Genomic DNA, 19,220 nt, shown 5'->3' on the forward strand with positions numbered 1-19,220 from the left:
GTCTTCGCGCAAGCCACCGGAGGCGTCCGCCGGTACCGCGCGGGGCCAGTCTCCGTCCCGCCGCGAGGGCCCGCGAGCCGGGCCGCGCAGACGACGTACGCCGGGCCGGGGGTCCGGCCGGAGGCGCCCGGGACGACGGGGCGACGGGACGCTTGACGGAGGCCGGTCAAGCGCTATGGTCTAGACTAATCCGGCTGCCGCACCCGTCGGACGCCGGACGACTTCGCGCAAACCCCCCATCCCATGCACCACCTCATGAAGGAGAACGCATGGACAGCAAGCGGAAGTTGGCCGCAGTGATCGGTGCGGCCCTGGCGCCCGTCCTCGCCGTGACGCTGCCGGCCGCGTCGGCGTCCGCCCACGGGTACGTCAACGGGCCGGCCAGCCGCCAGGCCCAGTGCGCCCAGGGCACCGTCCCGTGCGGCGCGATCAAGTACGAACCGCAGAGCGTCGAGGGGCCCAAGGGCCTCAAGAGCTGCAGCGGCGGCAACGCCAGATTCGCCGAGCTGGACGACGACAGCAAGGGCTGGAAGGTCAGCGACGTCAGCCGCACCCAGACCTTCACCTGGACGTTCACCGCCCGGCACCGCACCTCGAACTACGAGTACTTCGTCGACGGCACCAAGGTCGCCACCATCGACGGCCACAACCAGCAGCCGCCGCAGACCGTCTCGCACCAGGTCAACCTCGGCAGCTTCACCGGCCGGCACAAGGTGCTCGCGGTGTGGAACATCGCCGACACCTCGAACGCCTTCTACGCGTGCATCGACGTGAACATCCGCTAGTCCGCTTCACCAGCGCCACGGGCCGCCCGGCACTCGTCCGCCGGGCGGCCTTCGCACGGTACTCCCTGACGCGCGGCCGTACTTGAGCGCGCGGCCCCTACTTGACCGCGCCGAGCGAGAGGCCCTGGACGAGCTTGTCCTGGGCCGCGAAGCCCGCGGCGAGCACCGGCAGGGAGATGACCAGCGAGGCGGCGCACACCTTGGCGAGGAACAGGCCCTGACTGGTGATGAAGCCGGTCAGGAACACCGGCGCGGTCTCGGCCACCACGCCCGTCAGCACCCGCGCGAACAGCAGCTCGTTCCAGCTGAAGATGAAGCAGATCAGCGCGGTCGCGGCGATGCCGGGCGCGGCGATCGGCGCGACCACACGGGCGAGGATCGTCGGCAGCCGCGCCCCGTCCACCCGGGCTGCCTCGATCAGCGCGACCGGCACCTCCCGCAGGAAGGACTGCATCATCCACACGGCGATCGGCAGGTTCATCGAGGCGTACAGGACGACCAGCAGCCACACGTTGTCCAGGAAGCCGGTCTGCTTGGCGAAGAGGTAGATCGGCAGCAGCCCGGCGACGACCGGCAGCATCTTCGTGGACAGGAAGAAGAACAGCACGTCCGTCCACTTGCGCACCGGCCGGATGGACAGCGCGTACGCCGCCGGGAGCGCCAGGACCAGCACCAGCAGGGTGGAGACCACACTGGCCGTCACGGAGTTGGCGAGCGCGGGCCAGGGGCTCGCCCCGCCGCCCACGCCGAAGAACTCCCGGTAGCCGTCCAGGGTGAGCGGGGCGCCGATCGAGGGCGGGTTGGTGGCGGCGTCCGGCTCGGAGTGCAGCGAGGTCAGCGCCATCCAGGCGATCGGCAGGAAGAAGGCGATCGCGAGGAGCCAGGCGAGCAGGCCGAGCAGGGTGTTGGCGGTACGGGGGCGGCGGACGCGGGGCGTCGCGGCCTCGGTGCGGCGTACGCCGGTGGTGGTGGCGCTCATGCGGCGGACTCCTCACGGAACAGGGACGAGACCACCCGCAGCGCGAAGGTGGCGATGATCAGCGAGCCGATGACCACCAGCACGCCGGACGCCGAGGCCCGCCCGTACTCGTGCCCCTGGTAGAAGGTCTGGTAGATCGTGTACGGCAGGTTGGCGGTGCCCAGGCCGCCCGAGGTGATGGTGTACACCGCGTCGAAGTTCTGCACGACGTACACCGAGCCCAGCAGCGCGCCCAGTTCGAGGTAGCGGCGCAGGTGCGGCAGGGTGAGGTAGCGGAAGATCTGCCAGGCGCCCGCGCCGTCGATGCGAGCCGCCTCGATGGCGTCGGCCGGCCGGCTCTGCAGCCCGGCCAGCAGGATCAGCATCATGAACGGGGTCCACTGCCACACCAGCGCCGCCTCGACCGCGCCGAGCGGCATCTCCGCGATCCAGTCGGGCTGCGCAGCGCCGTCCCCGAAGACCCAGTGCAGCAGGCCGTTGAAGAGGCCGTACTCGGGGTTGTACAGCACGTGCTTCCACAGCAGGGCCGCGGCGATCGGCACCACCAGGAACGGGGCGATCAGCATCGTACGGACGATGCCACGGCCCTTGAACGTGCGGTCCAGCAGCAGTGCGAGGCCGAGCCCGAGCACGAGGCTGACCAGGACGACGACCACGGTCAGCAGGATCGTGGTGAGCACCGAGTCACGCAGCGCCGGTTCGCTCAGCACTTCCTGGTAGTTGCCGAACCCGGCGAAGCTGCGCTCCTTCGGATAGTAGGCGTTCCACTTGAAGAAGGAGATCACCAGCGTGGCCACGAAGGGCAGTTGGGTGACCAGGATCAGGAAGACCAGGGCCGGCAGCAGCGGTGCGCGGGTCGCCCAGGCGCGCAGCCGGCCGGACGGGCCGCCGGACGCCGGTGCCGGGCGGCCCCGGGCCGCCGTGGTGGTGGTCGCGATGGTGCTCACTGGGTGTCCCGCCCCTCGTAGTCCTTGGCGACGACGGCGGCCAGCTCCTGCGAGCGGTGCAGTGCCTCGTCGGTCGACTGGCGTCCCGCGATGGCCGCGCTGATCTCCTGCGAGACCTTGGTGCCCAGATCGGGGAATTCGGGGATGCCGACGAACTGGATGCCGGGCGCCGGGCGCTTCTGGACGCCGGGGTCACGCGGGTCGGCCTCGACGATCGCCTTGCGGGCGACCTCGCTGAACGCCCCGGCGGCCTTCTGGTACTCGGCGTTGCGGTAGGTGGAGGCGCGCTTGCCGGCCGGTACGTCGGCCCAGCCGAACTCCTTGCCGGCCAGCCGCTCGTACTCCTTGCTGGACGCCCAGGAGATGAACTTCCACGCCTTGCCGGGCTTCTTGGACGCCGACTGCAGGCCCCAGGCCCAGGAGTACAGCCAGCCGGCCGACCTGGTCTTCTCCGTGGGCGCGGCGACGTAGCCGATCTTGCCCTTGACCGGGGAGTCGGCGGCCTCCAGCGAGCCGGCTCCGGCGGTGGCGTCGTACCACATGGCGCTCTTGCCCTGGGTCATGTTGTTCAGGCACTCGGCGTAGCCGGACTGCGCCGCGCCCGCCGTGCCGTGCTTGCGCACCAGGTCGACGTAGGTCTTCACCGCCTCGGTGAAGCCCGGGTCGGTGAGCCGGGCGCGCCACTTGCTGTCGAACCACGTGCCGCCGTAGGTGTTCACCACGGTGGTGAGCGGGGCGATCAGCTCGCCCCAGCCGGGCAGCCCGCGCAGGCAGATGCCGCGCATGCCCTTGTGGGCGCCGTCCACCTTGGCGGCCAGTTCGGCCACTTGGTGCCAGGTGGGGTGCGCGGGCATCTTCAGGCCCTTCTCGGCGAAGACGTCCTTGCGGTACATCAGGAACGAGGACTCGCCGTAGAAGGGCTCGGCGTACATCGTGCCGTTGGCGTCGCTGAGGGCCTCGCGCACCGAGGGGAGGATGTCGGCGCGGTCGAACGACTTGTCGTGCCGGGCGTAGGCGTCGAGGTTCCGCAGCCAGCCGTTGCGGGCGTAGATCGGTGTTTCGTAGTTGCTGAGGGTGGCGACGTCGTACTGGCCCGCCTGGTTGGCGAAGTCCTGGCTCAGCTTGTCGCGGACGTCGTTCTCGGGCAGCACGGTGAAGTTCACCTTGATGCCGGTCTTCTTGGTGAAGTACTTGGCGGTGAGCTTCTGCAGGTCCATCATCTGCGGGTTGTTCACCATGAGGACGTTCACGGCGTCGCTGTCGGTGCCGGCTCCGCCGGCTCCCGCGCATCCGGCGAGCAGGGCGCTCGCGGTGGCGGCCGCTATGGTCGCGCAGATCCTCCGGCGGTTCTGACTGCGCATGGGGGCTCCAGGAACTCGGGGACGGTGGACGGTGCCGGGGGCGTGCAGGTGCGGCTCACACACGGATGACCTTGGGCCCCATGAGCTGGTAGCGGTGTGCCTCCGCCGCCGACAGGCCGCTGCCGGTGACGATCGCTTCCAGGTCGGCCACGTTCGCGAACCGGCAGAAACTCGCGGTGCCGAACTTGGTGTGCACACCGGCGAAGACGTGCCGCCGGGCCGACCGCATCGCCTGCTCCTTGACCGCGCCGACCACGGGATCGGGCGTGGTGAGGCCGTGGGCGCGCGAGATGCCGTTGGCACCGATGTACGCCAGGTCGATGACGAAGTCGGCGAGCATGCGGACGGCCCAGTGGTCGACGGTGGCCATGGTGCCGTGGCGGACCCGGCCGCCCAGCAGCAGCACGGCGGTCTTCGGCCGCGGCGCGAGGGCGCTCACCACCGCCAGCGAGGCCGTCACCACCGTCAGCTGCCGGTCGTGCGGCAGCGCCTCGGCGATGAGCTGCGGGGTGAAGCCCTCGTCGACGAAGACGGTCTCGGCGTCCCCGAGGAGGTCGGCGGCGGCGGCCGCGATGCGTGACTTCTCCGGGACCTGCTGCGTCGCACGGAAGGCCAGTGTGGTCTCGAAGCCCGGGCTCTCCACGGGGTACACACCGCCGTGCGTACGGCGTACGAGCCCCTGGTCCTCCAGTACGTTCAGATCCCGGCGGACCGTTTCCTTCGAGACCCCGAAGTCCTCGGCGAGCCGGACGACGTCGACGGAGCCCGTACGCCGGACCAGTTCCAGCATGCCCCTGCGGCGTCCCGCGGCGTCCATCGCACTCCTCCTGCGTCCAGGTCGGCACCCTGCCCGTTCGGGCAATCGGGAGTGATTCAAACAAGCGTCTGGTGCGCTGACTAGCCTCTTCGCGGCGGATACGGTGCCCGTTTCGCCTCGCGCCGGACCATGGGGCCAGGACGTCGGGCCGCCGTACCGGTGACCGGGTCCGCCCGTTTCGGCTCTCGCGGTGCCCGTTTCACGACCGCTCGTTCGGGCCGGCGGCCCACGGACCCGGTCATGACCGTCCCGGCCGCGGCGTGCGGTGCGACCTCCCGCCACACTCTTGTTTCATAGTACAAGTAGATGCATCATGACCCTATGCATAAGCGGGTTATGGACATGGACGTGTCGGCCGAGGCCCTGATGATCGCCGTCGAGCAGCTGGTCCGGCACGTGCGGCACAGCGCCAACGCGGGCGGGCTGAGCACGGCGGCCTCCTCCGCGCTCGGCCGCCTGGGCCGCGAGGGCCCGTACCGGCTCAGCGAACTGGCCCGGGCCGAGGGCGTCTCCCAGCCCAACATGACCCAGCTCGTGACCCGCATGGAGCGCGCCGGCCTGGTCCGCCGGACCGCCGACGCGAGCGACGCGCGCGGCGTCCTGGTCGAGGTCACCGACACCGGCCTGGAGGTCTTCCGGCAGCGGCGTGCCGAGCGCACACACGCCCTTCAGCTGCTCATCGAGGAGCTGAGCGAGCCGGAACAGCAGGCGGTACGGATCGCCCTGCCCGCGCTGGCCCGCGCGATCCAGGACCGCCAGGGCCGCTGACGGTTCCACCGGACAACCGCCCCGTGCAGTGACCGTCCCCTCGTCACCTGTTCTCATCGGCTGGAGTGAACCGCACATGAGTGCACCGCAAGGAAAGGCCGCCAGTCCCTTCCGGCAGCCCAAGGCCGTCTGGGCCGTGGCGTTCGCCTGCGTGATCTCGTTCATGGGCATCGGGCTGGTCGACCCGATCCTGCCCGCACTGGCCGAGAGCCTGCACGCCACGCCCAGCCAGGTATCGCTGCTGTTCAGCAGCTACCTGATCGTCACCGCGGTCGCCATGCTGATCGTCGGCTGGGTCTCCAGCCGCATCGGCGCCAAGCGCACCCTGGTCATCGGCCTGACCATCATCGTGGTCTTCTCGGCGCTGGCCGGCGCCACCGGCTCCATCAACGGCATCGTGGGCTTCCGGGCCGGCTGGGGGCTGGGCAACGCGCTGTTCATCGCCACCTCCCTCGCCGTCATCGTCGCCTCGGCCAGCGGCGGCTTCGCCGGCGCGATCATCCTGTACGAGACGGCGCTCGGCCTCGGCATCGCCGTCGGGCCGCTGCTCGGCGGGGAGCTGGGCGCCCTCAGCTGGCGCGGCCCGTTCTTCGGGGTCGCCGTCCTCATGGCCATCGCCCTCGCCGCGACCCTCGCCTTCGTGCCCAGCCTGCCCAGGCCGAAGCAGCGCACCTCGCCCGTCGCACCGCTCAGGGCGCTCCGCCACCGCGGGCTGCTGACCATGGGCATCATGGCCCTGCTGTACAACTGGGGCTTCTTCACGATGCTCGGCTACGCGCCGTACCCGATGAAGCTGGAAGCCCACGAGCTGGGGCTGGTGTTCACCGGCTGGGGGCTGCTGGTGGCGGCGTTCAGTGTGTTCTTCGCGCCGCGCCTCCAGGCCCGGTACGGCACAGCGCCCGTGCTGTACGCCAACCTGCTCGGCCTCGGCATCGTGATGGCCGTCATCGCCGCTGGCGTGACCACCCCCACCGTCGTGATCGTCGCCGTCATCGTCAGCGGCGCCTTCATCGGCATCAACAACACCCTCACCACCCAGGCCGTCATGCTCGTCTCCCCCGTCGAGCGGCCGGTGGCCTCCTCGGCGTACGGCTTCCTGCGCTTCATCGGCGGCGGCCTGGCGCCCTACGTCGCAGGGAAGCTCGCCGACGCCACCGATCTCGGCGTGCCCTTCTACCTCGGCGCCGCCACCTTCCTGCTCGCCATCCCCGTGCTCGCCAGCGGCCATCGCCTGCTGCGGCAGGCCGAGACCGACACCGGCGACAACGAGCCCGTGGCCCCCGCGCTCACCCCGGTGGGCGCCCGGGCCGCCACCGACGCGCCCCGCGTCATCGTCGCCGTCGGCGCCCACCACCGGGCCGCCGCCATCGTCGACGCGGCCGCCCGGCTCGCCCGCGACACCGGCAGCCCGCTGGAGGTCGTGCACGTCCAGCAGACCGCCGTGGTCGAGGAGCAGGCCGTCGACATCGAGACCACCGAACAGGCCAGGGCCGCCGTCACCGCCCACCTCGACCGTCTGGCGGCCAGCGGCGTCCCCGCCACCGGCCAGATCCTGACCAGCGTCGGCGACCACGCCGCCGCCGGCCGCGCACTCGCCCGGCACGCCGCCGAGGTACACGCCCGCACGATCGCCATCGGCCGCTCGCCGCGCGGCCCCCTCACCCAGTTCGCCGACGGCAGCCTGACGAGCGCGCTCACTCGCGCCGCCACCTGCACCGTGGTGCTCGTCGACCCGGACAGCACGCCCCTCCCCCTGACCACGGACACCCTCACCGAACTGCGCAACAGCCCGGCCTGAGAAGGCCCCCGCACCGCGCACGCGCGGGCTGCGGTGCACTTCCCGCACCGCAGCCCGCGCCGCACGTCCTCGCGTACGGCTGCTCTTCAGTCCCCCTGCGACCACGCGGCCACCGGCAGGGACAGATAGACCCCGAAGTCCCGGAGGCCGGTCGCGGCGGCGATGTCCGTGTGCAGCCGGTCGGTGCGTTCCTGGCGGTTGCCGGCCCGGCTCTCGAACCACTTGGACCGCACTTCGATCACCACGTCCAGCCCGCAGCGGTCGAGCGGTCCCAGCCGCCGGAACCGGATCTCCACATCACCCGGCTGCAGATCACCGTCGTACGGCTCCTCCGGGCACTCCACCGCCAGGGACACCAAGTGCGGCAGTACCGCACCGAGTTCGCGGAGGGTCGCTTCCGGGACGTGCGGCGCGTGGGTGACTTCGACGAGCGGCATCGGACCACTGTAGGCCAGGCGATCGTCAGCGTCCGAAGCGCTCCGGGCGGAACGGTTCCAGCATCGGGTGCCGGGTGCCGGTGCGGACCTCGTACGACAGCAGTTCGCCGGCGATGAGTCCGAGGGTGGCTCCGGAGTGGGTGAAGCCGACGAAGCACCCGGGCACCTCGGCCAGTTCGCCGAAGACCGGCTCGCCGTCGGCCGGGATGGGCTTGCGGCCCAGCCGCCAGGAGGCCGCGGTCAGCGTGACGTCCCCGGCGAAGAGCGCGGACGCCTCGGCGACCAGCTCCTTCACCACCGCCTCGTCGATCGTGCAGGTACCGTCCGGGGCCTCGGCGATGTGCGGTTCGTACCAGGAGTGGTCGAGCGCGTACCTGTTGCCGGGGTGCGGCCGCACCGCGACGCGCGGGGTGTTCAGCACCGCGGTGACCTCGGACGTCACGGGTTCGGTGACGACCAGCATCGACAGCGGCGAGCCGTCCGGGAGGGGCACGCCGAGGTCCGAGACCATCGCGGGCGTGGCCGCGCCGCACGCGAGGACCACCGCGTCGGCGTCGAAGCGGTGTCCCCCGGCCGTGGTGACGCCCCGCGCCGCGCCGCCGTCCAGCACGACGTCGGCCTTGCCCGCGTGGGTGACCAGCTCGCCGCCGTGCCGGGTGAACTCGCCGGCCAGGTACGCGATCAGCTCCGGCAGCGACACCCAGCCCTCGCCCCGGTTGGCGACCGCGGCCTCGGGCACCGCGGCCGGATCCACTCCGGGGGCGTACTCGGGCACGGCGGACGGCTCGACGAGGCGTGAGTCGTAGCCGTGTGCCGCCTCGTGCCGGTGGCGCCGCTCGGCCTTCTCCCGCTGCCCGGCGGGCGCCCAGTACACCGCGCCGTCGAACCGCAGCCACTCCCGGCCGGGATCGGCCGCGAACAGCGTGCGGTACCGGTCGATGCCGACCATGCGCAGCGCATGATACGCGGCCGAGCGGGTGCCCGCCGAGTTCAGCCAGGACAGCGAGCGGCCGGACGCGCCACTCGCGAGCTCGGCCTCGGTCACCAGCACCACGGACGCGCCGTCGCGCTGCAGGTGCGCGGCGGTGGAGACGCCGATGATGCCGCCGCCCACGACGACGACGCGTGCGGCCGGCCTCCCGGTCCCTGCGGACATGTGCCACCTTCCTTCTTGTTGCTGCGGCCCGGACCCGGCTGGAGAGCGCCCCGTGCGGCTTGGGTTGGGAACGTTCTCAACCGTTGATTGAGAACGTTCCCAGCGATGGCGTGGCACGTCAAGTCACGGCGGGGACACGGGCGCCAGACGCGGTACGACATCGCGCAGGGTACGGGTGGCCGGGTGCTGGGGACGGTGCAGTACGTCGGTGAGGGCGCCCTCCTCCACCACCCGGCCGCGGTGCAGGACGAGCACGTGCGGGCAGAGCTGCTCCACCACCGCGAGGTCGTGCGAGATCAGCAGGCAGGAGAGCCGGTGCTCGGTACGGAGCCTGCGGAGGAGGCCGAGGATGCGGGCCTGCACGGTCGTGTCCAGTGCGCTGGTGGGTTCGTCCAGGACCAGGAAACGCGGCCGTACGGCGAGCGCGCGGGCGATCGCCGCACGCTGCCGCTGGCCGCCCGAGAGCTGGTGCGGGAAGCGCGCGGCGTGCTCGGCGGCCAGACCCACGTCCGCCAGCAGTTCGGTGACCCGGCTCTTCTCGGCGCCGCGCGGCACCATCCGGTGCGCCCGCAGCACTTCACCGATCGCCCGGCCCACCCGCATCCGCGGATCGAGGGCGCCCTCGGTGTCCTGCACGACGATCTGCACCGCACGCCGGTACGGGTGCGGCCGTCGCATCCCCCTGATGTCGGCGCCGCGGAAACACACCGTGCCGCTCGTCGGCGTCACCAGCCCCAGCAGACAGCGGGCCACCGTCGTCTTGCCCGACCCGCTCTCGCCGATCAGCCCCAGGCCGTACGGCCCTTCGGGCAGCGTGAGGCTCACCCGGTCCACCACCGCCGTGCCGTCGTACACCACGGTCAGCTCGCGCGCTTCAAGCACCACCGACCACGCCTCCCCCGCTCCCGTCACGTCCTTCCTCGCCGCGCACCGGCAGCCCGCCCAGCCGCGGGGCCGCCGCCAGCAGGCGACGGGTGAGCGGGTCGTGGGGCGTGGCGACCAGGTCGGCTGCGGGGCGGTCCTCGATCACCCGGCCGCGGTGCAGCACCGCGATCCGGTCGCACAGTCCGGCGAGCAGCGCGAGGTCGTGGCTGATGAACAGCACGGCCGTGCCGTGCGCCGCGCGCAGTTCGGCCAGCAGTGCGCAGATCTGCGCCTGCGTCGTCACGTCCAGCGCGCTGGTCGGCTCGTCCGCGATGAGCAGCCGCGTCCTGAGGGCCGAGGCCAGGGCGATGGCCACGCGCTGGAGCTGTCCGCCGGAGAGCTGGTGGGGGTAGCGGGAGAGGTGCCCGGCGGGGAGGCCGACGCGTTCCAGTCCGGCGACGGCGCGGCGCCTCGCCTCCGCGCGGCCGCAGCCGTGCAGCCGCAGGGTGCGCAGCACGGTGACGCCGACCGGGAGTACGGGGCTGAAGGCGGCGGCCGGATTCTGCGGGATGAGCGCCATGACGGAGCCGCGGAGCCGGCGCAGCCGGCGTCCCGCCATCCCGACCAGCTCCTCGTCGGCCAGCCGGATGCTGCCGGTCACCCGGGCGCCCGCGTGGCGGGTCAGTCCGAGCACCGTCAGCCCCGTCGTCGTCTTGCCCGCGCCGCTCTCCCCCACGAGGCCCAGGAACTCGCCGTGGTGCAGCGCCAGTTCGTCGATGTGCAGCACCGGTTCGGCCGTCTCGTGGCCGAACGAGACGCGCACGTCGCGCAGTTCGAGGAGGCGTGCGGGGGTCATGGCCGCATCCGTGGGGTGTGCCGCGGGTCGAGGCGGTCCCGCAGCACGTCACCGAGCAGGAAGAAGAGGGCCGCGACGACCATGATGGCCAGGCCGGGGAAGGTGCCGAGCCACCACTGGGTGGTGAAGTAGTTCTGCGACTGCTCCACCATCAGCCCCCAGTCGGGGGTGGGCGGTTGCGGTCCCAGGCCGAGGAAGGACAGCGCGGAGGTGACGAGCAGCACCCCGCCGACGTCGGTCGACGCCTGGACCAGCAGGGGCGTCGAGGCGTTGGGCAGGACGTGGCGGAGCAGGATGCGCCGGTGGCCCAGGCCGAGGGTGCGGCAGGCCTCGGTGTACGGGCGGCCGGCGACCGAGGCCGTCTCGCCGCGCACCAGCCGCGCGTACCACGGCCACCAGGTCACGGTGAGTGCCACGGTCAGCCCCACCGGGCCGGGCGTCAGCACCGTGGCCAGGGCCAGCGCCAGCAGCAGCGCGGGCACCGCCAGGAACACGTCGGTGAGACGCATCAGTGCCTCGTCGATCCAGCCGCCGAAGTAGCCCGCCACCAGCCCCGTCGCGGTCCCCACGACCAGTGAGACCGCCACCACGACCACGGCGACCAACGGGCCGACGCGGGCACCGTAGAGCACCCGGGAGAACACGTCGCGGCCCAGTTCGTCGGTGCCGAACCAGTGGGCCGCCGAGGGCGGGCGCAGGATCCGTCCGGTCTCGGTGCCGCCGGTCGCGTCCGCCGGGTACGGGGCCAGCACCGGTGCGAACACCACGACGGCCACGACGAGCGCCACGCCGACGGTGACGAGGACCAGCGGCGTGCGGCCGCCCCGGTTGCCGTGTGTCATCGCCGTCTCCTCACCGCAGGGTGATGCGCGGGTCGAGGGCCGCCTGGGCCAGGTCGACGGCCAGGTTCGCGGCGAGGTACAGCAGTGCGACCAGGAGCGTCACGCCGACGACGGCCGGTGTGTCGAGGGACTGCACCGCGTCGGCCGCGTACCGGCCGAGCCCCGGATAGTCGAACACCGCCTCCACGAGGAAGGTGTTGACCAGGGAGTATCCGAAGATGAGCGCGAGGAGCTGCAGGACCGGGTTCCAGGCGAGCCGCAGTGCGAACCGGCCGAGGACCGCACGCTCCGGGAAGCCCAGGGAACGCACCATCTGAATGTGCGGCTCGCCGGCCGCGTCCAGCAGACTCGCCCGCACCATGCGGGCCACGACGGCCGCCGGGTAGGAGGCCACGACGAGGGCCGGCAGGAGCAGGTGGTCGAAGAGGTCGGCGGCCGCCGCGCCGTTGCCGGTGAGGACGGCGTCGACCAGCGGCAGACCGGTGACGGTGGTCACCGGGTGCGCGGCGAGCACCCCGCGATCGTGGCTGCCGGCGATCGGCAGCAGCCCGAGCCGGCCGGCGAAGAGCAGTTGCAGGAGCAGTGCCAGCCAGAAGGTCGGGATCGAGGCGCTGAGCAGCGCGCCGTACCGCACCAGCCGGTCGGGGGCCTTGCCGTACCACCGCACTGCGGCCACTCCCGCGGGGATGCCCACCGCCAGCCCGATGACCAGCCCGGCGAGCACCATCTGCAGGGTGTTGGGCAGCAGGGTGAGGAGGTCGGTGAGGACGGGCCGGTGGGTGCCGACGGACAGGCCCCAGTCGCCGCGCCAGATCCCGGTCACGTACGTGAGGATCTGCTCGGCGACCGGGCGGTCCAGCCCCAGTTGGGCGCGGACCCGTGCCCGTTCCGCCGCCGAGGCCCGCGGCCCCGCCCACACCCCGGCCGGGTCGCTGGGCACCACGCGTGCGATGAGGTACGTCAGTACCACCACTCCGACGGCGACCAGGGCGGAGAGCGCCGCACGGCGGGCCGCGTAACGGAGCACCGGCAGGCCGCGGCCGTCCCGGGTGCGCTTCATGTCCACCTCCCCGGCGGGTGACGGCGGTCAGTGGTGGGTGAGGTCGTGGACGAACACGACATTGGCGTAGGCCGGGTTGTCGACGAACCCCCTGACGCTGCTGTTCAGCACCCGCTGGTAGGTGTTGGTGCCGAGGAAGAGCACCGGCGCGTCCCTGATGAGGATCTCCTGCATCCTGCGGTAGGTCCGCACCGCTTCGCGCGGGTCCGTTGCCGTGAGCGCGCCGACCCGGTCGATGAGCCGGTCGAGCCGGGGATTGGAGTAGTAGGCGAGGTTGTAGGAGATCTCCTTCTCGGTGCGGAACACGTTGCGGAAGTACGACAGCGGTTCGGGGTCGTCCGGCCACCACCACATGACGAAGATGTCCTGGCGCTTGGCCGGGTTCTTGTTCTTGGCGCGCGGCCACTGCGCCGACGACCAGGCGAGCCCCTCGACCCGGAGGTCGATGCCGAACGGGCGCAGCTGCGACTTCATCAGGTCGCCGAGGGTGCGGATGGTGTCCTCGCCCGCCGGATACGTCATCTCCAGTGTGATGGTCCGGCCGCTGCCCGGCCCGTACCCGGCTTCCTTCAGCAGCTTCCGGGCGCGGGTGCGGTCGCCCGGCAGGTCCAGGGTGGTGGCGTGGCCGAACATACCCTTGGGGATGAGCCCGTCGGAGGGCACGAGGGCTCCCCGGCTGGCCTTGATGAGTTCCCGGTGGTCGAGCGCGTCCGCGACGGCCCGGCGCACCCGGATGTCGTCCAGTGGCTTCTTCTGGGTGTTCATCAGGCCGATCAGCGTCTGCCACGAGGGCCGTTCGTACACGGTGAGGTTCGGCCGGCCGCGCAGTGTGTCCACGAGCTGCGGCGGCAGCCCGCCGACGTAGGTGCCCTCGCCCGCGGTCATGAGCTGGGCTTCCGTGGACGACTGCGGCACCGACCGGTAGACCACCTTCGTGTAGCGGTTGCCGCGCCATCCGCCCCAGTAGTCCTTGAAGGCGGTCAGCTCCACTTCGTTCTCGCTGCCCGGGTTCCACGAGGCGACGGTGTACGGGCCCGTGCCGCGCGCCGTGGCCCGGTAGGCCTTGGTGTCGTCGGAGACCTCGTAGATCCACGCCGCGTAGGTGGCGGAGGCGATGATGTCCAGCGGCGCGGGGCGGGACAGCTGGAAGCGGACCTGCCGGGTGCCGACCGGGGTGATCTTCTCGACCGGGTCCCACACGTAGGAGGCGCTGGCCTTGAGCTTCATGGTGCGCTCGACGGCCGCCTTCACCGACTGGGCCGTGAGCGGCCGCCCGGAGTGGAACCGCACGTGGTCCCGCAGGGTGAACGTCCAGGTCCGGCGGTCCGCCGACGCCTTCCACCGGGTCGCGAGCACGCCCTCGGTCCTGCGGGTGACGGCGTTGTACCGGGTGAGGGTCTCGTACATGTTGGACAGCGCGACGACTTCGTCGGAGTAGGAGCGCGCCGGGTCCCACTCGGTGACCAGTCCCCTGCTGGACAGGTACACGAAGGTGTCGTCGTCGCTCCTTCTCTCGTGCCCGCCGGAGCAGCCGGCCGCCGGGAGTGCCAGTGCCACGGCGACGGCCACCGCGGCGGCGCGTAACCGTCGACGGCGGCGCGCGGGCCGGGGGCCCGAGAGGAGCTGCAACGACATGACCGTGCCTCCCGGAACGCACACGGGACAGGAACGCGCACCGTGTACCGCGTACAGGCGCACGATGGTTGCCAGCATGGCACGCGGCCGCCCGGCCGGGCAGGCGTCATTTGCGCTGTTCCCGGCGCGCCGCTCAGCGGCCCGCGTCCGCCGGAGCCCGGCGGACGCGGTGCACCGTGGTCACGGCACGAGGATCGCCCGGCCGCGGATCCGGCCGGCGTCCAGGTCGTCGAGGGCGTCCTGGAACCGGTCGAGCGGATAGGCCGTGGTGTGCAGGCGCACCCGGCCATGTGCCGCGAGGGTCATCAGTTCGCACAGGTCGGTGTAGGAACCGACGAGGTTGCCGATGAGGTTGATCTCGGCGGAGATGATGTCGATGGTGGGGACGTCGATGTTCTCGCCGTAGCCCACCACGTGGTAGTCCCCCGCGCGGCGCAGCATCGCCACGCCGTCCTTGGTGGCGCCGCCCTCGCCGACGAAGTCGATGACGGTCTCCGCGCCGTGCCCGCCGGTCAGGTCGAGGACTTCCGTGACGTGCTCGCCGCCGGTGACGACGCCGTGGTCGGCGCCGATCGACTCGGCCAGCTTCACCGCTTCGGGGTTGCGGTCGACGACGATCAGCTCGGCGGCGGTGAGGGCCTTGAGCACCTGGACGCCGATGTGGCCGAGACCGCCGGCGCCGATCACCACGCACCGGTCGCCGGGGCGCAGCCGGCGGGCCGCCTTGGCCGCGGCGTGGTAGGCGGTCAGTCCGGCGTCGGCCAGGGCCGCGACGTCAGCGGGGCGCAGCGAGTCGTCGATGCGGACGACGCTGCGGGCCGAGGTCTTCAGGTACTCGGCGTAGCCGCCGGCGGTGTCGATGCCGGGGAAGCGGCTCTGCTCACAGTGCACGTCGTCGCCGGACCGGCAGGCGCGGCACAGCCCGCAGGTGATCAGCGGATGGACGATGACGGCGTCGCCCTCGGAGACGTTGGTGACGGCGCTGCCGACCGCGTGCACCCAGCCGGCGTTCTCGTGCCCGATGGTGTACGGCAGGGTGACGCCCGACTTCTGCGCCCACTGTCCTTCGAGGATGTGCAGGTCGGTACGGCACACACCGGCCCCGCCGATCTTGACGACGACGTCGTACGGGCCGGTGACCTCCGGCACGGGCACGTCGGTGAGCTGCAGTTTCTCGCCGTATCCGACGACCTGTACGGCCTTCATGAGGTAGGTCCCTTCGGGGTGCGGGGGCGGGTCGTGTCGGGGGTGCGCGGGGCCTGGCCGGCGGCCGCGTCGGGGTAGCGGGTGCGGAGGAGGCCGCGGCAGAAGTGCGCGTTGCCGTCGATCGAGATGCGGACGGAGCGGGCGAACCGCAGCCGTACCGGGATCTGTTCGGCCGGGTACGGCGCACCGTGGTCGTCGACGAGGGCGGGTGCCGTCGGCGCGGTGCTCAGGCCGAGGGCGGCGCGGCGCCGTACGAGGGCGTGGGTGGCGGGCGCGTCGGGCAGGTCGGCGAGGACGACGTGGCACAGGTCGGTCTCGGCCAGGTCCGGCCGGTCGCGCAGCAGCCGGGTCAGTGCGCGTTCCATCGCGGCGGTGTGTGCCTTGCGGCGGAAGGTGAGCCGGAGTTCGTCCAGGCTGTCCTGCGCCTCGGGCCCGAAGGTGCCGACGTAGCCCGCGTCGGCCGCCAGTCCGCGGTTGATCATGTCGGAGTCGTGGTGGTCGTCGAGCAGGACGTGCACCTCGCGTACGCCGGGCAGCCGGCCGAGGACGTCCTTGGCGTCGGAGGCCATCAGGTAGGCGAAGTTGGGCGAGCAGAAGGAGGTCGGCAGGCGGAGGTGTACGGTCAGCCGGCCGTCGGGGCCCGCTTCCAGGGAGCGGACGAAGCCGAGGCCGGTGATGGGTTCGTCCAGCTCGGGGTCGTACACCTCGTCCAGTGCGGTGCGCGCCGCCTGCTCCAGGGTGAGTGCCGTGGTCGTCATGTCAGGCCGCCACGGGCTCGGGCAGGCGCAGCGCTTCCGGTACGTCGATGCCGTACATGGCCGCCGCGTTGAGACCGAGGATCTTCTTCTTCTGGGCCACGGTCAGCGGCGGGTACTCGTCCATGTCGGCGGGGATCTGGAAGTCGACGAACCGCTCGATGAGCCAGCGCGGCGTCCAGAGCGCGTAGTCGCTGGAGAACTGGATCCGGTCCTCGTCCAGCCAGTACAGCAGCTCGCCGATGATCTGCGCGAAGTAGCGGGGCCGGGTGTGGATGAACGGGATGGCGACCGCGAGGCCCGCGTGCACGTTGGGCTCCTGCGTGGCGATCCAGCAGAAGTCCTCCAGGCGGGGCAGGCCGCAGTGCTCGACGACGAAGTTGAGGCCGGTGAAGTCGCTGGCGGCCGCGTCGACGTCGGCGACGTCGAAGGCGTCCCGGTCCAGCGGCCGGATCGTCGGGCCCTTGTGGATGTGGATGTTCTTGATGCCCAGCTCCTGGCAGGCTTCCAGGTAGCGGTAGGTCCACGGGTCGCTGAGCTTGTAGCCGCGCGAGTCGCCCTTCCACTCGGCGGTGTAGAGCTTGACGCCCTTGAGCTGGAAGCGTTCGGCGTCGCGCCGCAGCTGGTCGAGCCCCTGCTGCTCGAACCGCGGGTCGAAGCAGTGGTTGTACGTCAGCTTGTCCGGGTGCTTCCGCGTCAGCGCGAACGCCTCTTCCGTCTGTCCGAAACCGTTGCGGTAGAAGGCGCTGAGCAGGGCCGGCTGGAAGATGGCGTGGTCGACACAGCCGTCGGTGAAGAGGTCCTTCATCAGGCGCTCGCCGCCCTGGTACAGGAATTCCTCGTACGGCCAGTGCTCGGACTCGGGCCCGAGGTTGCGGTGGTAGTCGTAGAAGCAGTCGATGAACTGCTTGCCGTGGATGTTCCGCTGGTTCTCCGGTCGGGCGTCCCACAGCGCGACGTGCGCGTCGACGATGAAGTAGCTCTCGCCGTCCTTGCTGTACATGGTCCCTCCACCTCACATGGGGTGCTGCGGCTCTCGGGCAATGACGCTAGGCACCGGGGTGCGGCCCGAGGACCCCGTGCATGTCTCACTTTGAGACACCGCGGGGTCCGGTTCCGGCCGCCGCGCTCAGTAACCTGAACCGGGTCAGGCGCAGCGCCGCGTCGTGTGGAGGTCGAGATGGCAAACTCGCAGCGTCCGCCGGAGGAATTCCGCCCCGCACCGCCGGCCGCCGGGAGCGCGCCGGCCGCCATCGCCCCTCGGTTGCGCGCGTCGTGGCAGCGCAGCGAGCGGTACGGCGTACCGGCCGACGAGGTGCAGCCGGTGTACATGGGCTCGCTGGAGACCGACTCGCTGCTCTACGCCTGCGGGCAGGAGGTCCTCCAGCAGCTGAGCACCACCTTGGCGGGCGAGCCGGTCAGCTTCATGCTCACCGACAGCGAGGGCCTGGTCCTCAGCCGGCTCTGCGACGACACGGCGATGGCCCGCTCGCTGGACCGCGTGCACCTCGCCCCGGGCTTCTACTTCGCCGAACGCAACGCGGGCACCAATGGGCTCGGCCTCGCGCTCGCCGACCGCGCTCCGTCCCTGGTCAGGGCCGAGGAGCACTACTGCACCCGGCTGCGGTGCTACACCTGTGCCGCCGTCCCCGTGCTGGATCCGTCGACCGGGCGGCTGGCGGGCAGTGTCAACCTCACCACCTGGTCCCGGTCCTCCCCCGCGCTGCTGCTGGCGCTCGCCCAGGCGGCGGCCGGGAACACGGCAGCGCTGATGCTGGCGCGCTCGTCGGGCCGTACGGTGCCGGCGCAGCCGCGCGGTGAGGTCTTCCGGGTGTACCAGGCGGGCCGTGCCGAGGACGGCGACGACGGGCCGCCGCTCTCCCGCGGCTGGCAGGACGCGGTGGCCGAGGCGCGCACCGCGCTGGCCGCCGGGCGGGTGGTCGCGGTGGTCGGCGAGCGGGGCGCCGGCAAGGGGGCGCTGGCGGCGGCCGCCCGGCAGGGCCTGGTCAGCCGCGAACGGCTGCTGCGGGCCCGGCCGCCCGCTGCGCAGGACGTCGAGTCCTGGCTGACGCTGTGGACGGCCGAGCTGGGCAAGGCACACACCTGCGTGATCGTCTCGCGGGTGGACGCGCTGCCGGCCTGGACGGCGGCCGAGCTGGCCGACATCTTCACCGGGCTGCGCCGCCCGCCCCACGGTACGGCGGCCGCGGCGGGGACCACGGGCGCACAGCCGTTCGTCCTCACCGCCGAGGAGTACGACGCGATCCCCGAGCCGGTCCGCTCGCTGGTCGACACGGTGGTGGAGGTGCCGCCGCTGCGGCTGCGCCCGGACGACGTGCTGCCGCTGGCCCACCACTTCGCCCGGCAGCGGCGCGGCCGTCCGGTGTGTTTCACGCGCGCCGCCGCGGACGCGCTCACCGCGTTCCCCTGGCCGGACAACGTCAGCCAGCTGCGCCGGGTGGTGCGTGCGGCGGCCGCCCGCGCGGACACCGTCGACCTGCGGCATCTGCCCGGTGAGGTGCTGGCCGACGGCGGCCACCGGCTGACCCGGCTCCAGGTGCTGGAGCGGGACGAGATCGTGCGCTGTCTGACCGAGCCGGACGCCACCGTGGCGGGAGCAGCGGCCCGGCTGGGCGTGGGCCGGGCGACGGTCTACCGGAAGATCGCCCAGTACGGCATCCGGGTCCGGCCCCGCGCCGACCGGCCGGGCCCGGACGCGGGCTGAGCCCGCTAGGCTCTGGTGCCATGCAAGAGCCCACGGGGAAGAGCGGGAAGCGGCTGCAGCGGACGAGCATGCAGGCACGGGTCGCCGACGAGCTGCGGCAGATGATCATCAGTGGGGAGCTGCCGCCACGCTCCGGCCTGTCGGAGATGGCGCTGTCCGAGACCTTCGGCGTCAGCCGCACCCCCATCCGCGAGGCGCTCAAGCAGCTGCAGATCGAGGGGCTGGTGGA

General features: G+C 71.9%; 19 protein-coding genes. 5 read left to right on the plus strand and 14 right to left on the minus strand.

Annotated elements, in window-relative coordinates:
• Window positions 1-269: 269 nt before the first annotated feature.
• Entirely contained in the window at window positions 270-785 is a 516-nt protein-coding gene (locus C3486_RS25090; protein WP_103835033.1) for a lytic polysaccharide monooxygenase auxiliary activity family 9 protein, read from the plus strand.
• A 97-nt stretch (window positions 786-882) separates the two neighbouring features.
• On the opposite strand, the gene C3486_RS25095 is transcribed toward C3486_RS25090, so the two are convergent.
• Genes C3486_RS25095 through C3486_RS25110 form a run of 4 tightly spaced genes read right to left on the minus strand, consistent with a single transcriptional unit; the run spans window position 883 to window position 4,889 of the window.
• Window positions 883-1,764, minus strand: coding sequence for a carbohydrate ABC transporter permease (locus tag C3486_RS25095; RefSeq protein WP_103835034.1), 882 nt, complete (start codon window positions 1,762-1,764; stop codon window positions 883-885).
• The gene (locus tag C3486_RS25100; RefSeq protein ID WP_374936914.1) at window positions 1,761-2,711 is read right to left on the minus strand and encodes a carbohydrate ABC transporter permease; all 951 of its coding nucleotides are present in this window, start codon (window positions 2,709-2,711) and stop codon (window positions 1,761-1,763) included. Before C3486_RS25100 ends, C3486_RS25095 begins: the two co-directional genes overlap by 4 nt.
• Window positions 2,708-4,072: a sugar ABC transporter substrate-binding protein gene (locus tag C3486_RS25105; RefSeq protein WP_103835035.1), complete on the minus strand. Its 1,365-nt coding sequence runs from the start codon at window positions 4,070-4,072 to the stop codon at window positions 2,708-2,710. The genes C3486_RS25100 and C3486_RS25105 overlap by 4 nt, the downstream gene beginning before the upstream one ends.
• A gap of 55 nt (window positions 4,073-4,127) precedes the next feature.
• Window positions 4,128-4,889 (minus strand): DeoR/GlpR family DNA-binding transcription regulator, encoded by a 762-nt coding sequence (locus C3486_RS25110; RefSeq protein WP_103835036.1) that lies wholly within the window; start codon window positions 4,887-4,889, stop codon window positions 4,128-4,130.
• 321 nt (window positions 4,890-5,210) lie between these two features.
• Here C3486_RS25110 and C3486_RS25115 point away from each other — a divergent pair, with 321 nt between their 5' ends.
• Both C3486_RS25115 and C3486_RS25120 read left to right on the plus strand, forming a co-directional pair.
• The gene (locus C3486_RS25115; protein ID WP_103835037.1) at window positions 5,211-5,657 is read left to right on the plus strand and encodes a MarR family winged helix-turn-helix transcriptional regulator; all 447 of its coding nucleotides are present in this window, start codon (window positions 5,211-5,213) and stop codon (window positions 5,655-5,657) included.
• Window positions 5,658-5,733: 76 nt separating this feature from the next.
• Window positions 5,734-7,455: an MFS transporter gene (locus C3486_RS25120; protein WP_103835038.1), complete on the plus strand. Its 1,722-nt coding sequence runs from the start codon at window positions 5,734-5,736 to the stop codon at window positions 7,453-7,455.
• Window positions 7,456-7,541: 86 nt separating this feature from the next.
• Here the strand turns inward: C3486_RS25120 and C3486_RS25125 are convergent, their stop codons facing one another.
• The 10 genes from C3486_RS25125 to C3486_RS25170 all read right to left on the minus strand — a co-directional run bounded on the left by C3486_RS25125 (window position 7,542) and on the right by C3486_RS25170 (window position 17,269).
• Window positions 7,542-7,892 (minus strand): hypothetical protein, encoded by a 351-nt coding sequence (locus C3486_RS25125; RefSeq protein ID WP_103835039.1) that lies wholly within the window; start codon window positions 7,890-7,892, stop codon window positions 7,542-7,544.
• Window positions 7,893-7,917: 25 nt separating this feature from the next.
• Entirely contained in the window at window positions 7,918-9,048 is a 1,131-nt protein-coding gene (locus C3486_RS25130; RefSeq protein ID WP_103835040.1) for an FAD-binding oxidoreductase, read from the minus strand.
• 123 nt (window positions 9,049-9,171) lie between these two features.
• Window positions 9,172-9,933 carry an ABC transporter ATP-binding protein gene (locus C3486_RS25135; protein WP_103835041.1) on the minus strand — a complete coding sequence of 254 codons (762 nt, stop codon included), beginning with the start codon at window positions 9,931-9,933 and terminating at the stop codon, window positions 9,172-9,174.
• On the minus strand, window positions 9,923-10,768 hold the full coding sequence (locus C3486_RS25140; RefSeq protein WP_103835042.1) for an ABC transporter ATP-binding protein: 846 nt from the start codon (window positions 10,766-10,768) through the stop codon (window positions 9,923-9,925). Before C3486_RS25140 ends, C3486_RS25135 begins: the two co-directional genes overlap by 11 nt.
• Window positions 10,765-11,610 carry an ABC transporter permease gene (locus C3486_RS25145; RefSeq protein ID WP_103835043.1) on the minus strand — a complete coding sequence of 282 codons (846 nt, stop codon included), beginning with the start codon at window positions 11,608-11,610 and terminating at the stop codon, window positions 10,765-10,767. The genes C3486_RS25140 and C3486_RS25145 overlap by 4 nt, the downstream gene beginning before the upstream one ends.
• 10 nt (window positions 11,611-11,620) lie before the next feature.
• A complete protein-coding gene (locus C3486_RS25150) occupies window positions 11,621-12,670 on the minus strand; it encodes an ABC transporter permease (protein ID WP_219822245.1) in 1,050 nt (349 codons plus the stop codon).
• 27 nt (window positions 12,671-12,697) lie between these two features.
• A complete protein-coding gene (locus C3486_RS25155) occupies window positions 12,698-14,305 on the minus strand; it encodes an ABC transporter substrate-binding protein (RefSeq protein ID WP_181138683.1) in 1,608 nt (535 codons plus the stop codon).
• A 180-nt stretch (window positions 14,306-14,485) separates the two neighbouring features.
• The gene (locus C3486_RS25160) at window positions 14,486-15,511 is read right to left on the minus strand and encodes an NAD(P)-dependent alcohol dehydrogenase (protein ID WP_103835045.1); all 1,026 of its coding nucleotides are present in this window, start codon (window positions 15,509-15,511) and stop codon (window positions 14,486-14,488) included.
• Window positions 15,508-16,269 (minus strand): metal-sulfur cluster assembly factor, encoded by a 762-nt coding sequence (locus C3486_RS25165; protein WP_103835046.1) that lies wholly within the window; start codon window positions 16,267-16,269, stop codon window positions 15,508-15,510. The genes C3486_RS25160 and C3486_RS25165 overlap by 4 nt, the downstream gene beginning before the upstream one ends.
• A 1-nt stretch (window position 16,270) precedes the next feature.
• On the minus strand, window positions 16,271-17,269 hold the full coding sequence (locus tag C3486_RS25170) for an amidohydrolase family protein (protein WP_103835047.1): 999 nt from the start codon (window positions 17,267-17,269) through the stop codon (window positions 16,271-16,273).
• Between the two features lie 177 nt (window positions 17,270-17,446).
• Here C3486_RS25170 and C3486_RS25175 point away from each other — a divergent pair, with 177 nt between their 5' ends.
• Entirely contained in the window at window positions 17,447-18,991 is a 1,545-nt protein-coding gene (locus tag C3486_RS25175) for a GAF domain-containing protein (RefSeq protein WP_107501223.1), read from the plus strand.
• Between the two features lie 20 nt (window positions 18,992-19,011).
• Window positions 19,012-19,220 (plus strand): GntR family transcriptional regulator (locus C3486_RS25180; RefSeq protein WP_146075055.1); only part of this gene is annotated, 209 nt, incomplete at its 3' end.

The sequence above is a fragment of the Streptomyces sp. Ru73 genome (assembly GCF_002920575.1).
GTDB lineage: Bacteria > Actinomycetota > Actinomycetes > Streptomycetales > Streptomycetaceae > Streptomyces.

Excerpts from the sequence above, each read along its gene's own strand:
- C3486_RS25090 (WP_103835033.1), top strand. The coding sequence starts at position 270 with ATGGACAGCAAGCGGAAGTTGGCCGCAGTGATCGGTGCGGCCCTGGCG.
- C3486_RS25095 (WP_103835034.1), bottom strand. The coding sequence starts at position 1,764 with ATGAGCGCCACCACCACCGGCGTACGCCGCACCGAGGCCGCGACGCCC.
- C3486_RS25105 (WP_103835035.1), bottom strand. The coding sequence starts at position 4,072 with ATGCGCAGTCAGAACCGCCGGAGGATCTGCGCGACCATAGCGGCCGCC.
- C3486_RS25110 (WP_103835036.1), bottom strand. The coding sequence starts at position 4,889 with ATGGACGCCGCGGGACGCCGCAGGGGCATGCTGGAACTGGTCCGGCGT.
- C3486_RS25115 (WP_103835037.1), top strand. The coding sequence starts at position 5,211 with ATGCATAAGCGGGTTATGGACATGGACGTGTCGGCCGAGGCCCTGATG.
- C3486_RS25120 (WP_103835038.1), top strand. The coding sequence starts at position 5,734 with ATGAGTGCACCGCAAGGAAAGGCCGCCAGTCCCTTCCGGCAGCCCAAG.
- C3486_RS25125 (WP_103835039.1), bottom strand. The coding sequence starts at position 7,892 with ATGCCGCTCGTCGAAGTCACCCACGCGCCGCACGTCCCGGAAGCGACC.
- C3486_RS25130 (WP_103835040.1), bottom strand. The coding sequence starts at position 9,048 with ATGTCCGCAGGGACCGGGAGGCCGGCCGCACGCGTCGTCGTCGTGGGC.
- C3486_RS25140 (WP_103835042.1), bottom strand. The coding sequence starts at position 10,768 with ATGACCCCCGCACGCCTCCTCGAACTGCGCGACGTGCGCGTCTCGTTC.
- C3486_RS25145 (WP_103835043.1), bottom strand. The coding sequence starts at position 11,610 with ATGACACACGGCAACCGGGGCGGCCGCACGCCGCTGGTCCTCGTCACC.
- C3486_RS25150 (WP_219822245.1), bottom strand. The coding sequence starts at position 12,670 with ATGAAGCGCACCCGGGACGGCCGCGGCCTGCCGGTGCTCCGTTACGCG.
- C3486_RS25155 (WP_181138683.1), bottom strand. The coding sequence starts at position 14,305 with ATGTCGTTGCAGCTCCTCTCGGGCCCCCGGCCCGCGCGCCGCCGTCGA.
- C3486_RS25160 (WP_103835045.1), bottom strand. The coding sequence starts at position 15,511 with ATGAAGGCCGTACAGGTCGTCGGATACGGCGAGAAACTGCAGCTCACC.
- C3486_RS25165 (WP_103835046.1), bottom strand. The coding sequence starts at position 16,269 with ATGACGACCACGGCACTCACCCTGGAGCAGGCGGCGCGCACCGCACTG.
- C3486_RS25170 (WP_103835047.1), bottom strand. The coding sequence starts at position 17,269 with ATGTACAGCAAGGACGGCGAGAGCTACTTCATCGTCGACGCGCACGTC.
- C3486_RS25175 (WP_107501223.1), top strand. The coding sequence starts at position 17,447 with ATGGCAAACTCGCAGCGTCCGCCGGAGGAATTCCGCCCCGCACCGCCG.